Origin of the sequence: Flavobacterium sp. H4147 (genome assembly GCF_029360735.1) — a bacterium.
GTDB classification, from domain to species: domain Bacteria; phylum Bacteroidota; class Bacteroidia; order Flavobacteriales; family Flavobacteriaceae; genus Flavobacterium; species Flavobacterium endoglycinae.
Genome location: NZ_JARKNB010000004.1, coordinates 40,786 through 54,429, shown reverse-complemented (window position 1 = coordinate 54,429; position 13,644 = coordinate 40,786). Strand labels below are relative to the sequence as shown.

15 protein-coding genes are annotated in these 13,644 nt (G+C 33.6%); 9 read left to right on the top strand and 6 right to left on the bottom strand.

Translation table 11 applies throughout. The features are described 5' to 3' along the window. Positions 1–47: 47 nt before the first annotated feature. The gene (locus tag P2W75_RS17555) at positions 48–959 is read right to left on the bottom strand and encodes an AEC family transporter (protein ID WP_276381480.1); all 912 of its coding nucleotides are present in this window, start codon (positions 957–959) and stop codon (positions 48–50) included. Positions 960–1,174: 215 nt separating this feature from the next. On the opposite strand from P2W75_RS17555, the gene P2W75_RS17550 reads away from it, so the two are divergent. The 3 genes from P2W75_RS17550 (at position 1,175) to meaB (ending at position 3,663) form a co-directional block, all read left to right on the top strand. Then, positions 1,175–1,582 carry an Rrf2 family transcriptional regulator gene (locus tag P2W75_RS17550; protein WP_207295012.1) on the top strand — a complete coding sequence of 136 codons (408 nt, stop codon included), beginning with the start codon at positions 1,175–1,177 and terminating at the stop codon, positions 1,580–1,582. A gap of 57 nt (positions 1,583–1,639) precedes the next feature. Continuing rightward, complete coding sequence (locus tag P2W75_RS17545) at positions 1,640–2,281, top strand: NAD(P)-dependent oxidoreductase (protein WP_276381479.1); 642 nt, start codon at positions 1,640–1,642, stop codon at positions 2,279–2,281. A gap of 290 nt (positions 2,282–2,571) precedes the next feature. After that, complete coding sequence (meaB, locus tag P2W75_RS17540) at positions 2,572–3,663, top strand: methylmalonyl Co-A mutase-associated GTPase MeaB (RefSeq protein WP_276381478.1); 1,092 nt, start codon at positions 2,572–2,574, stop codon at positions 3,661–3,663. Positions 3,664–3,690: 27 nt separating this feature from the next. Here the strand turns inward: meaB and P2W75_RS17535 are convergent, their stop codons facing one another. The 4 genes from P2W75_RS17535 to P2W75_RS17520 all read right to left on the bottom strand — a co-directional run bounded on the left by P2W75_RS17535 (position 3,691) and on the right by P2W75_RS17520 (position 8,108). Further along, entirely contained in the window at positions 3,691–4,227 is a 537-nt protein-coding gene (locus tag P2W75_RS17535; protein WP_276381477.1) for a hypothetical protein, read from the bottom strand. 203 nt (positions 4,228–4,430) lie between these two features. Next, positions 4,431–6,374, bottom strand: coding sequence for an LTA synthase family protein (locus P2W75_RS17530; protein ID WP_276381476.1), 1,944 nt, complete (start codon positions 6,372–6,374; stop codon positions 4,431–4,433). A gap of 36 nt (positions 6,375–6,410) precedes the next feature. Then, the gene (locus P2W75_RS17525) at positions 6,411–6,638 is read right to left on the bottom strand and encodes a hypothetical protein (RefSeq protein ID WP_012026986.1); all 228 of its coding nucleotides are present in this window, start codon (positions 6,636–6,638) and stop codon (positions 6,411–6,413) included. Between the two features lie 84 nt (positions 6,639–6,722). Then, a complete protein-coding gene (locus P2W75_RS17520; protein ID WP_276381475.1) occupies positions 6,723–8,108 on the bottom strand; it encodes an MATE family efflux transporter in 1,386 nt (461 codons plus the stop codon). Between the two features lie 190 nt (positions 8,109–8,298). Between P2W75_RS17520 and P2W75_RS17515 the strand changes: the two genes are divergently transcribed. Beyond that, entirely contained in the window at positions 8,299–8,817 is a 519-nt protein-coding gene (locus tag P2W75_RS17515) for a hypothetical protein (RefSeq protein WP_207295006.1), read from the top strand. A 116-nt stretch (positions 8,818–8,933) separates the two neighbouring features. On the opposite strand, the gene P2W75_RS17510 is transcribed toward P2W75_RS17515, so the two are convergent. Beyond that, entirely contained in the window at positions 8,934–9,812 is an 879-nt protein-coding gene (locus P2W75_RS17510; RefSeq protein WP_207295005.1) for a PPK2 family polyphosphate kinase, read from the bottom strand. A gap of 113 nt (positions 9,813–9,925) precedes the next feature. Here P2W75_RS17510 and P2W75_RS17505 point away from each other — a divergent pair, with 113 nt between their 5' ends. The 5 genes from P2W75_RS17505 to P2W75_RS17485 all read left to right on the top strand — a co-directional run bounded on the left by P2W75_RS17505 (position 9,926) and on the right by P2W75_RS17485 (position 13,569). Continuing rightward, positions 9,926–10,762, top strand: a complete 837-nt coding sequence (locus tag P2W75_RS17505; RefSeq protein ID WP_276381474.1) for a hypothetical protein — start codon at positions 9,926–9,928, stop codon at positions 10,760–10,762. Between the two features lie 224 nt (positions 10,763–10,986). After that, the gene (locus P2W75_RS17500) at positions 10,987–11,487 is read left to right on the top strand and encodes an RNA polymerase sigma factor (protein WP_207298715.1); all 501 of its coding nucleotides are present in this window, start codon (positions 10,987–10,989) and stop codon (positions 11,485–11,487) included. Positions 11,488–11,489: 2 nt separating this feature from the next. Next, on the top strand, positions 11,490–12,455 hold the full coding sequence (locus P2W75_RS17495) for a hypothetical protein (RefSeq protein WP_276381473.1): 966 nt from the start codon (positions 11,490–11,492) through the stop codon (positions 12,453–12,455). 28 nt (positions 12,456–12,483) lie between these two features. Beyond that, positions 12,484–12,897 carry a hypothetical protein gene (locus tag P2W75_RS17490; RefSeq protein ID WP_276381472.1) on the top strand — a complete coding sequence of 138 codons (414 nt, stop codon included), beginning with the start codon at positions 12,484–12,486 and terminating at the stop codon, positions 12,895–12,897. 84 nt (positions 12,898–12,981) lie between these two features. Further along, positions 12,982–13,569: an LURP-one-related/scramblase family protein gene (locus tag P2W75_RS17485; RefSeq protein ID WP_207295001.1), complete on the top strand. Its 588-nt coding sequence runs from the start codon at positions 12,982–12,984 to the stop codon at positions 13,567–13,569. Positions 13,570–13,644 lie beyond the last annotated feature (75 nt).

Genomic DNA, 13,644 nt, shown 5'->3' with positions numbered 1-13,644 from the left:
TAAAAAACGTTAAAATTCTACTTTCTCGATATAATTACTATTTTAAGTTAAATAAATCCCACTATAAGGTACCATAAAGCAATCGTTATAAACGAAATAGGAATTCCAAAACCAATCATCATACTGCTTAATTTGGGTTTTAATCCATAAGTCGAAGCCAGAATTGCGCCCGTTATCATAGGTGCCATGGCAATTTCTATAATCGTAATTTTAATGGCTTCGGAATGCTGGTTAAAAATGAAAACATATAAAACGAAAATAATGAAAGGAGTCACAATTAAACGGAAGAAAAGTCCGAGACGTAAAAATTTCCAATGGCGGCTTTTTCGATCAAAACTCAACTGCAATCCAACCGAAAATAAGGCAAGCGGTGTTACCAGACTTCCTAATTTCAATAAAACCGATTCGATATTGGCGTTTAATTCAGCGTTAAAAACATTAAGCAAACAAGCCGCAACAAAAGTTATAAATGGCGGAAAGAAAATAATCTTTTTAGCAATGCTTTTAAAATCGGGATTTCCATTCGAATAAAAAGCTGCGACAAAAACGCCCAAAGTCGAAACGACCACAAAAGTTCCGGGCTGATCTACTAATACCGCCGTTTCCAAACCTTTCTTCCCAAATAAAGCTTCCACAATTGGATATCCTAAAAACGAAGAATTACTTAATCCTGCTGTTAGAATCAAACAGCCAATCAGTTTATTCGACCAGCCTAATCTTCGCCCTAAAAAATGAAAAAATAAAAACGCCAGAAAAAAACTAATCCAGCCCGCTCCTATCGGAAACAATAATTCATTGCTCCATTTTATTTTTGGAATATGATATAAGGTAATTGCCGGAAGACATATATAAATGACAATTTTGTTAATCGTCTTGTAAATATGAGTCGGAAATTGTTTTACCCGCTGTAAAATCAATCCGAGTGAAAGAAATAGAAATATTAGAATAAAGTTGTTCATATAGTAAGATCATAACAAAAATAAGTATTTAAATTTTAGTGATTATTGAAAAGTGATGAGTAATTAGCCTGGCAACGATAACTTTGTAAACACCTAATTTTCACTATTGACTAATTACTTTTCACTAATCACTAATCACTCATTTCCAAAAAAATAGTTAAATTAGTATTTTGTGTTACAAAAAGATGTAAATTTGTAACATATTTTATTACAGTATGGTTTCAGGTAAATTCGCTATAACGATTCATATTCTTACGTTGCTGCATAAATTCCCAAACGACTATTTGTCTTCGGAGTTTATCGCGGGAAGTATTAATTTAAATCCTGTTTTGGTTCGAAAAGAAATTGCCAACCTCAAATCACATCATATTGTAGAAAGTAAAGAAGGAAAAAATGGCGGTACGAAATTGGCAGTTAATGCTGCTGAACTGACTTTAAAACAAATATTCGAAATGACTTTTGAAACCATTGGTTTGGGTTTTGCTAAAAATCAACCGAATCCTGATTGTCCTGTTGGAAAAAACATCAATCAGCATTTAGAAAATTTATACAGCGAAATGAACAAGAAAGTCGGCGCACAGCTAGAAGGTATTTCATTGGAAGATTTTTCGAATCAATTTTAAAACTATTTTTTTAACCTAAACTGTAACATTTTTTATTACTAAATAAATTTATATATTATGAAAATCGCACTTATTGGAGCTACTGGATTTGTAGGCTCAGCTATTTTAAACGAATTAGCAGATAGAAAACAGGAAATTACGGCTATCGCAAGAACACCAAAAGATACTGCAAATGCTACGTGGATTGCGACTGATATTTTTAATGTTGATGCTTTGGCAGAAATTTTAAAAGGTCACGATGCAGTTGTTAATGCTTACAATCCAGGTTGGACAAATCCTAATATTTATGATGACTTTTTAGCAGGTTCTAAAGCGATTCAAGAAGCAGTTAAAAAATCGGGTGTTAAACGTTATATCACGATTGGCGGTGCAGGAAGTTTATTTGTTGCTCCAGGTTTACAGGCGGTTGACACTCCAGATTTTCCAAAAGAATTTTATGCTGGTGCAACTGCTGCAAGAGATTATTTAAATATTTTAAGAGAAGAAAAAGAATTAGATTGGGCATTCTTTAGTCCAGCTTTCGAAATGCATCAGGGAATTACAACAGGAAGAACTGGAAAATACCGTTTGGGACTAGAAAATCCGGTTTTCAACGACGAGCAAAGAAGTATTTTATCTGTAGAAGATTTAGCGGTTGTAATTGCTGATGAAATCGAAACTCCAAAACACCACCAAGTTAGATTTACGGCTGGGTATTAATTTTTTTTTCGCCACGACTCGAGCGATAGCGAACAGGCGAAGCAATTCACGAATTGTTTTTTAGCCGAATTATATCTAATCTTGATGAAGATACAGATTACACGAAACTGTATACAATCGGAATTACCGATTTTTGAGATTTCGTGTCTTTCGATTTCATTTAGAATGATAAAAAAATGCAACAATAATTCGTGAATTCGTGGCAAATAAATTTATACAGTTTCAAAGGAACATTTGTCTTTTGAAACTGTTTTTGTTTTCAGTACTTTTACAATTCTAAATAATGCGTTTTGTCTGATTTTAATAAACAAGCCGGCAGTTTATCTGAAAAAGCTGGAATTTCATCTCCCGAAATCACCAACGTTTCGGCTATTAATCAAATTAAATTTAAACGCAGACAACAGCCTACCGCTACCGAATTAATTGCAGGAATTCTCGAAGGAAACCGAACCGCTTTAAGCCGTGCCATTACCTTAATTGAAAGCACGAATCCAGAACATGCCGAAAAAGCAAACGAAATTATCAACGGTTGTATTTCTCATGCTAATAAATCGCTTAGAATTGGAATTACTGGTGTTCCCGGTGTTGGAAAAAGTACTTTTATTGAAGCCTTTGGAACACATTTAACGCAATTAGGAAAAAAAGTTGCTGTTTTGGCAGTTGATCCCAGCAGTTCTATTTCGCATGGCAGTATTTTGGGCGACAAAACCCGAATGGAAGAATTGGTAAAAGATGAAAATGCTTTTATACGTCCGAGTGCTTCGGGGGAAAATTTAGGCGGTGTTGCGCGTAAAACTCGTGAATCGATTATTTTATGTGAAGCTGCAGGTTTTGACACCATAATTATAGAAACGGTTGGCGTTGGACAAAGTGAAACTGCTGTTCACAGTATGGTAGATTTTTTCCTTTTACTTAAAATTTCCGGCGCCGGCGATGAACTTCAAGGTATTAAACGAGGCATTATGGAAATGGCAGACGCAATCGTAATCAATAAAGCAGATGGCGATAATATCAAAAAAGCCAATCAAGCAAAAGTTGAATTTAATCGTGCACTTCATTTATTTCCTCCAAAAAAATCGAGCTGGCAGCCTAAAGTAACAACTTGCAGCGCGATTACAAAAGATGGCATTTCGGATGTTTGGAACAGTATTCTGGATTATTTTGAAATGACTAAAGAAACGGGATTTTTTCAGGAAAAAAGAAACGAACAAAACCAATTCTGGATGATGGAAACCATCAACGAACAGCTTAAACAAAATTTCTACAATCAGCCAGAAATCATTTCATTATTGGAACAAAATAAAAAAGCGGTGCAAAATAATGAAATATCACCTTTTGCAGCCGCTCAGCTTTTATTAAATCAATATAAAAAGAGCTTTTAATTCCTTACAGCTTTTTTAATATTTCTTTTATTTTACATTGATTGAAATTGTATAGGACTCTTCACTTTCTTGAATACGGTATTTACCAGGAACTAAAATGTCTGAACTGAATTTTAAAGATTTAACTAATTCCGGTTGAATAATTTGTCCTTCAGGAATTACATATACATCTCCATTTCGTAATAATACTCTTTGATGTTCTGGGGTTAAAGCGCTTTTTTGAATTTCCATAACAAAATTTCCTTTTTCATTTGCAACACGTACTGGTGTTCCATCAGAGGTTGGTTTCCCAAATCCATAGGTTATCCAGTCGTAATAAACAAAATTACAAAAACCATCCGGCTGGCTGCAGTCAATATTATGTGCTCCCCAAGCTCGTACAATAAACCCTTCGTAATGAGGTAAATATTTTTGAGTATTGGGCTGATTTTGCTGCTCTGTGTTTGATAATTGAGCATTTTGATTTTCGCTGGAATCGTTGCTGCAGCTTATAAAAAAAGCGGCAAACATTAAGACTAACATTACTTTTAATACTCCAGATTTTTTTTGTTGTATTCTTTTCATAATAAATAATTTAATTGTCCCTACTCTATCTTTGGCTTTTCGGGTTACGCCATTTGGATTTGAGTATATATCAATTAAACTATTGTTTTGTTACCCTTTTCGATTGAATTTTAATACAAAAAAAAGCTGTTAAGTATGAAATTACATATCTAACAGCTTTTTCTAAATATTGCTATTTAAAACTCGGCGACTTAAAATCTTAGCTACTTAGTACCTTTTCCTCTAAGCTTGTATTTATTCTCTTTATACAAATTACCCGCAGTAATAACATGAGCTAAAGCATCTTTAGCTAAATCTTCGTTTAGTTTTACTGGGATTAAGGTCGTATCGTTTTTGATTTCAAATTGCAATGGTTTCAAATTTGGCTGCATGATGACAACTTGATTTTCAACTCTAAAAGCATTGATATCATTAAACTGCATAATTGATCTTCCCTGTATTTTTGGATCTAATTTATTCAGATTTCGTCCAACCATTGGAGTTTCGAACGGAATACCTAAATACCCTAATAAAGTTGGTGGAATATCGATCTGACTTGCTAGTCTGTTGTAAACTGCTCCTTTTGGAACGCCAGGTCCCATGATGAAAGCCGGAATATGGAATTTATTTATGGGTACTAAATTTTTTCCGTACGTTCTGGTATTGTGGTCAGCTATGACAATGAAAATTGTGTTTTTGAAATACGCTTCTTTTTTCGCCATTTCGAAGAATTTTCCAATTGAAAAATCAGCATATTTCATGGCATTATTGACAGTAGCAGCTTTTTTATCATACGGTTTAATTCGTCCTTCTGGGTATTCAAAAGGTTCGTGATTAGACGTTGAAAACATCAAAGAGAAAAACGGTTTATTGCCTTTTGATTTGAAATATTCATTGGCTTTGGTAACTAAATCTTCATCAGAATAGCCCCAAGTTCCTTTAAACGCATATTTCTTTCCATCAGATTCAAAATCGGTTTGATCTACAATATCTTCAAAACCATTTCCATTGAAAAATGAAGCCATATTATCAAAATTGGCCATTCCACCATAAATAAAACTGGTATCGTAACCTTTGTGTTTTAAAGCATCAGCAAGTGTAAAGAATCCTTGCTGCGAGTTTCCTAATTTCACCACACTTTCTGACGGCGATGGTAAAAATCCGGTCACAACAGCTTCAATTCCTCGTACACTTCGTGTTCCTGTGCAATACAAATTGGTAAACAAAGTTCCTTCTTTCGATAATTTATCAAATTCAGGAGTTAATGGTTTTCCACCTAAAATACCCACGTATTCTGCCCCTAAACTTTCTTGAAGGAATATCACCAGATTGTACGGTTTTTTCACAACAGAATCTGGCTGCTGTACATGCAAGAAAGGAATTTCGGGATCTGTAAAATCTTTTGGCCCGGCAATCATGTATTTTTTAACGCGCGCTATGGCTTCGGCTTCATCCATTTTACCGTACATTTTTGTGTTTCCTTCATTCTTAATAGAATAAGCAGCAAAAGCAACTGTATAAAATGAATTCAATCCTAAACAGTTCGTTAATTGATCTGTTGAGAAAACAGCATTACTGGCATTGATAGGACGTTTTGAAACTAAACTTGAACGTGCTCCAAAAAACAATAAAAATGCGACTAATGGAAAAATCATTAATCTGAATTTGTATTGAGAAGTAGTCGTATGAAAAAGATGTTTTCCTTTTTTAAAGGCAAAATACAATACAATTCCTAATATTAAGAATGTTACAATAATAGAAGTTAAATAGCTTTTTAAAAGCATTCCAACAACTTCTTTGGGGTAGATAAGATAATCCAAGAAAATTTTGTTGGGACGTGTATCGTATTGTTTTACAAAGTCGGGTGAAGCCAATTCTACAAATAGAATCAGAAACAGGAACAAAAAGCTGTAAAAAACCAAAAATTTATTGGTGAATTTCATCCATTTATTAGGAAGAAATGTAACTAGAACTGCTGGAAGAAATGATAAATAACAAAGTAAAATCAAATCCATTCGCAGACCAATTGGAAATATATACCAATAATTTGGTGTCTGAACTACTCTTTCTTTAAAAAGAAAAAATAGAAATATACGACTCAAAGTTGTTATCAATAATCCAATAGCAATAAAACTAAAAATCGGTTTTAAAAAACGTAAATTTTTCATCTGAAATTAATATAAGAACGTAAATCCTGAAAACAATTACTCTTCGTAACGGTTTACTTCTCTGTCGTAAAACTCATTCGCCTTTTCGATAAGGCCTTCCATTTCAGCATTTAATTCTGCTTCATCAAGATCTTCTGCTTCTTCCAAAAATTCAACCTCATCGTCTTTTAAATTGATGATAAATCTTGGATAATCTAAGTGAATGATAAAAATATCATCTGGAAAATCAGTATTGTCTCCAAGTAAAAATTTAGGTAATTCCATTATATTTATTTTTAGTGTTTGTTACTATTTGATACAGATTGTGAATATTTCGATACTCAAAAACCTGTTATATATTTTTCAAATTTAATTATCTGAAAATGAATTTGCGATTAACTTCTTGGTTAAGTAATGAAAACGAAGATACAGAAAAATAGCTGCGGCTGTTAATCCCGCCAAAAGTCCAATCCAAACTCCTTGTGCTTTTAATTCGGTATACTCTCCTAAATAGTAAGAAATTGGAAAACCAATAATCCAATAGGCTACAAAGGTAATATACATTGGTATTTTTACATCTTGCAAACCTCTTAAAGCTCCTAAAACCACAACTTGAATTCCGTCTGAGATTTGAAAAACTGCTGCAATTAATAATAATTTTGAAGCAATGCTTATTACTTCTTCATTATCTAAAATCTGTCCTGTGTTTTCCATATTCAAAAAGATATGCGGTAAATAATCGTGGAAGACAATAAAGAAAACAGCAAAAACGGTTTCTAAAATTATCGCCAATAAAAATATAGAACGGGCTACCACAATCAGTTTTTTATAATCCGTAAGACCTCTTTGATTACTTACTCTAATCATCGAAGTGACGCTTAATCCCATGGCAAACATAAAAGTCATTGAAGCCAGGCTCAGGGCAATTTGATTCGCGGCCTGACTTGTTTTGCCAATGTTACCGCAAAGCCAGATGGAAGCCGTAAATAAAACGACTTCAAAAAGCATTTGCATAGCTGAAGGGAAACCAATACTGATGATCTTTTTTATAGTCGCTTTTTTGATTTCGTTAAAACTGAAATTTTTGAAAAAGCGTTTTAAGTCATTTCGTCTTGAAAGCATAATATGCATAAACATAACCAGAAATATTCTCGAAATTACGGTTCCAAGTGCGGCGCCAATAATTCCCATTTTTGGAAAAATCCAGATTCCGTAAATCAAAACATAGTTTAAACCAACGTGAAGTACATTTGCCATTACCATCGCATACATCGAATATTTGGTCAAAGACATTCCATCGGCAAACTGTTTATAACCTTGGTACATAATAAGCGGAATCAACGAAAAAGCTACCCATCCTAAATATGGTTTTGCCAGTTTAATGACATCTTCAGGTTGTTTTAATAATTCCATTATAGGTTTTGCGCACATAATAACACTAAAAAGTAGTAAGCCTAAAATGGTACATAAAAACAAACCATGATGAAATGCCGAACGAATTTTAGAGTCGTTTTTTTCAGCATCGCCTTCGGCAACGATTGGGGTTATGGCGGTAGAAAAACCAATTCCAAGTGACATGGCAATAAAGATCATACTGTTTCCTAATGAAACTGCAGCCAGTTCAGTACTTCCTAATTTCCCTACCATTATATTGTCGACAATACCTATTAAAGTATGCCCAACCATCCCTAAAATTACGGGATATGCCAATTTTAAATTATACGAAAACTCTTTGGTGTACTGCTTTAAATTCACTTGTATTCTATTTAGTCGGCAAAGATAGTCAGAAGCGGTGAAATCTGTTCAATCATTAAAAATATATCGTGATTTTAAGCCAAAATTAAGCACACCCCAATATTATGTAACGATTTTTAAAAATTATATAACGAGCTCCAACGGGCTTGATTATACTTTTACATTATTAATAATTCAAAAAATACGTGCCATGAAAAAATTACAAATTATATGCCTCGCTGCTTTCGCTTTTTTATACACAAATACAACTTTCGCTCAAGATAGCGCAGCAACAAATTACGATCAGGGATTTAGATTAGGTTTTGGTTTAAGCGGTGGTCTGCCTACAGATGGCGATTACGACTGGGCGCTAGGCGGAGACGTTCGTTTACAATATGATTTGTCTAAAAGAACATCATTAACATTGACTACAGGTTTTACTAATTTATTTATTGGTAAAGATGATGCTGGAAACAATGTGAAAGACTTAGGTTTTATTCCTGCAAAAGCTGGTTTTAAAGCTTTTATCTGGGAAGACCAATTTTATATCATGGGTGAAGCAGGTGCTGGATTTGCTGTAACAAATGGTTACAACGACACCTCTTTTTTGTGGTCACCTAGTATTGGTTATGCCAACAAATACATTGACATTAGTGTCCGTTATGAGGACTACAACAAATTCAAAACCAATCAAATCGCGCTTCGTTTAGCGTATGGTTTTGACTTATAAAAATACAAGGTTTATTTTATTTTTTTGTTTTTGGTAACTAACCCGGCAGTTTTCATAGTCTGCCGGGTTTAGTATTTTTTAGAGAGAAGCCAATTGTAAATTGACACAGTATCTAATTAACTATTCTCCAGTTTCTTTTTATACAAATCAAAATTGTCTTTGATTTCTGGATCTAATTCCGGAACCTGAATATCCGTGTACTGTTTCATTTGTTCCCAAATAATTTTAGCCACAATATAACGTGCCATATCTTTATCATCTGCAGGAACAACATACCACGGTGCATAATCTGTAGAAGTTTGGTTTATAGCTTCTTCATAATATTGCTGGTATTCATCCCAATGATCTCGTTCTTTCAAATCGCCTGGCGAGAATTTCCAATTGTGTTTTCCTTCTTCTAATCGACGCAGTAAACGATTTTTTTGTTCGTCTTTACTTAAGTGCAGAAAAAACTTCATAACGATCGTTCCATTTTCTGCAATGTGTTTTTCAAAATTATTGATCTGTTCGATTCTGTTTTTCCAGAATTTTGGTGTAATATCATCAACTGAGTTAATTCCGGGTAAATTTTCGGCCAGAATAAATTCAGGATGAACACGTGTTACCAGAACATTTTCATAATGTGTTCGATTAAAAATGGCAAATTTTCCTTTTTCCGGAAGTGCAATGTAATGACGCCATAAATAATCATGTTCCAACTCAGTCGAATTAGGCGTTTTAAAACTGTGAACCACTACTCCGCGCGGATTAAATTCTTTAAAAACTTCACGGACCAAACTGTCCTTTCCCGAAGTGTCCATTCCTTGAAGGCAAATCAAAACCGAATATTTATTGTGCGCATACATAATATCCTGCAGATCACTTAGTTTTTCTTTAACCTTATCGAGTTTTTCTTCTTTCTCATCATCTTCTGCTTCCACTTTAATCAAAGTGGGAAGCTTTTTCAATTTTATTTTATCGGTAACTTTAAAATCTTGCGGATCTATTGATTTCATACTAATTTCATTTTTTATATTATAAATATAGTAATTTTACGAATTACGGTTACTATCAAAACTGGCAATCATCGCATTAGTATTAGCCAAAATCTTTTCAAAACAAACATTTCATGGAAAAATTCACATTAGAAATATTATTTCAAATTATAGGAATTGGATCTGCTTCGGGATTATTTTTTAATAACGATGCACTTTATGTCATTGGCGACAACAGCGGTTTTTTATATGAATATAATATTGAAAGCAAACAATTAAATCAGCACGCATTAATTGACAATCCAACGCAAAATATTCCAAAAAATCTAAAACCTGATTTCGAATCTATAACGCATCATAACGATACACTTTATGTTTTTGGTTCCGGCTCAACCGAAAACCGCAACAAAATGATCGAATTTGATCTTAAGACCAAAACCGTTTTACAAAAAAATAATCTAGCCGATTTATATGCCGTAATGCAGAATTTTGGTTCAATTAAACCGGAAGATTTCAATTTAGAAGGCGCTATTTTTGATGGCGAAAACTGGTATTTGTTCAATCGCGGAAATGGAGTTTCGAACAAAAACACCATTTTTACAATTCATGCCAAGAATCTCGGAGATGAATTTGCATTGATTTCTGTCAATTATAAATTACCCAAAATAAAAGGAGTTCGTTCCAGTTTTACCGATGCCGTTTTGGTAGATGATAAAATCTATTTCCTTTCGACTGCCGAAGACACTAAATCGACTTATGACGACGGCGAGATTTTAGGAAGTTTTATTGGAAGAATCGATTTAAAAACTATGAAAATTGATTTCACTCAAAAAATAACGTCAACCAATAAATTTGAAGGTCTGACTTTCTATAAAAAAGAAAATAATAAAATCGAGTTTTTACTTTGTGAAGATAATGACACCGAAGTTTTAGAAACTAAGATTTATAAATTGACATTGCCAATTAAATAAAACCTGTTTGTTAATATTAGAGGGCAAGGAGAAATCTCACGGAAGACGCACTGCAGTGCGTTGCTACACTAAAACTTTGATCCTTTGTAACTTTGTAACTCTGACCCTAAAAAAATATTTTAATATTTTTCATGCCTGTCCCAACCTTTTTTTCTTTTTAGCTCTCTTTATAAGTAAAGACCAAAATTGTGATAAACGAAACTCTAATTTCCGGCTGTAGAAAAATGAACCGCGATGCTCAGCGTCAGGTTTATGAACACATGGCTCCGAAATTGTATCGTGTCTGCAAACGATACCTCAAGAAAGAAGAAGAAATTGAAGAAGCTATGGCTGACGCTTTCTATACCATATTTACAAAACTAGATCAGCTCAAAGAAGAAAAAGCATTTGAGGCCTGGGCTAGAAAAATTACGGTAAATCATTGTTTAGCGACCATTAAGAAAAACACCAATTTCAATATGTATCTTGATGATGTAAAAGTACTTTCACAGCCTTTTACAGAAGAGGTAAATGCATTAGAAGAAGAGGATTTACTCAATTTACTAAACCACATTCCAGATGGATGTAAGACGGTTTTTAACCTTTTTGTTATTGAGGGTTTCGGACACAAAGAAATAGCGGCGATGCTGAATATTTCTGAAGGAACTTCAAAATCACAACTAAACGCTGCCAAAACCAAACTCAAAGAACTGGTTAGTAAATTGTATTATCAAAAAGCAAAATAGTCATGGACAATCAAGATAAAATATTTAACAAATTTAAGGAAGCTGCAGAAAATGCAGAAACCAAAGATTTTCCAGGAATGGAAAAAGTATGGTCACGTCTAGAAGATAAACTCGATAAAAAAGAGGATAAAAAAACAATTGCATTATGGAAAAAAATCGCTGTTGCAGCCTCTCTTTTACTATTAATTTCTTTAGGTACTCAATTTTTAAGATCAGATAAAACTTCAAATACAGAGATTAATAATTCAGTTGTAACAATCGGTGACAAACACGACCCCAATAAAAATGCTTCTGTTGAAGAAAACAACGAAGTGGTTTCATCAGATTCACAATTGCTCCCAAAAACTGAAGCAGCTAAAATATTAGAAGATCAAGTTAAAAATCAGCAGACTGTCACTATGCACGATACCGTTAATAACATTAAAGCATTGGCAATGCCTATGCCGTCTATGGCAGTCGATCAATCTGCTCCAGGCGCGGCACCGTCAAAAGATAATGCTATTTCTTATGAAGAACCAGCGGTTGCAAAAGAAGAAACCGTTACTGATTTTGGATATGGAAGAAATGTAGAAAGAGAATCTGCTAAAAGAGCTTATGCTGCCCAATCAATGGAGAGAGCTAAAAAAAGTGTGCCTTTGGTAATTCTAAATGGAAATGCAATGGCCCACAGCGATGATAAAAAAAGAGATAAAATGATGCAGGCCGAACTTCCGAATCTTCAGCCGGAAAATGTAGAATCGCTTGTGGTGTTAGACGAACCGTTGTATATTATTGATGGAATTTATTATTCAGAAAATGATTTATTTGGAGCAAACCCAACAAGTCCGTATGCCCCTTTGAACCAGCAGGAAATAAAAACCATTACGGTTCTTCAAGATCTTGAAGCCACAGCAAAATATGGCGAAAAAGGGAGAAATGGTGTTGTGATTATCACTACTAAAACTGGAAAGCCAACTCCAAAAAAATAATCTCAAGCATTGTCTAAAATTTATGATAATGAAAAGTGTAAAACTTATTTCATCAGCCATTGCTATGCTTATAGGTTTCGTGACGATAGCACAGAAAAAAGAGATTAGAGGAATTGCATCTGATACTATAAAATGGGCAGTTCCGATTGATTCTTCAGTACAGGAAAAAATCAGCGGAACTCAAATTACACCTCAAAATAAAAATTATGCTGCTGAAAAAAGTGTAATAATTCATGAGCCTCTTTCCCTTGCTTCAAAAACAGAACCGTTATTCATTCTGGATGGAAATATAATCACTGTATCTCAATTTTCTAAAATCAATCCAAATGACATTGAATCTATTAAAATCATCAAAGCCGATGAAATAGATTTCATTCGTCAAGGCAGAGGTTTAAATGGTATCGTTTTAATTACACTAAAAAAACAAACAAATTCGTATTAGTTTGCAATTCCCTTAAAAGAATAATTAATCAATATTTTATTACATTTGGTTCTTATTTCTAAAAACTAATATTTTTACAAACGTATGAATCCTATTTTAAGCCAAAATCTATTTTTAGTAAAAGAACATATCGGAATGTTTAAAGCGGCTAACAACTATGACATTTACGATCCGCAAACCAATCAAATTATCATGAACTGCCGAGAAAATAATCTTGGTTTTTTCACTAAAATACTTCGTTTTACCGATTATAAAAGAGCTACTCCGTTTAATGTGGAAATCACAACTGCTTCGGGCGAAAAACTAATTACTGTTAGACGTGGCGTTGCTATTTTCCGATCAACTGTAGAAGTTCTAGATGAAAAAGATCGTCTGGTTGGAACTTTCAAACAAAAGTTCTTTTCTATTGGAGGTAAATTTGATATTCTGGACAAAAATGACAAACCTGTCGCAACACTTCAAGGGAAATGGACGGGATGGGATTTTAAATTTTCGCACGAAAACAAACAATTGGCTCAGGTAAGTAAAAAATGGGCAGGATTAGGAAAAGAATTTTTCACCAGTGCTGATAATTATGTACTTCAAATCGAAGAGAATGTTCCAGCAGATAGTTCGTTGAGACAGTTAATTTTAGGAGCAGTTATGTGTATTGACATGGTTCTGAAAGAATAATAAAAGTTGTTAAACTTAGATTAAGAATACATCCTAAAGCATCATTTTAGCTTTCAAAATCTTATTTTTGTAAGA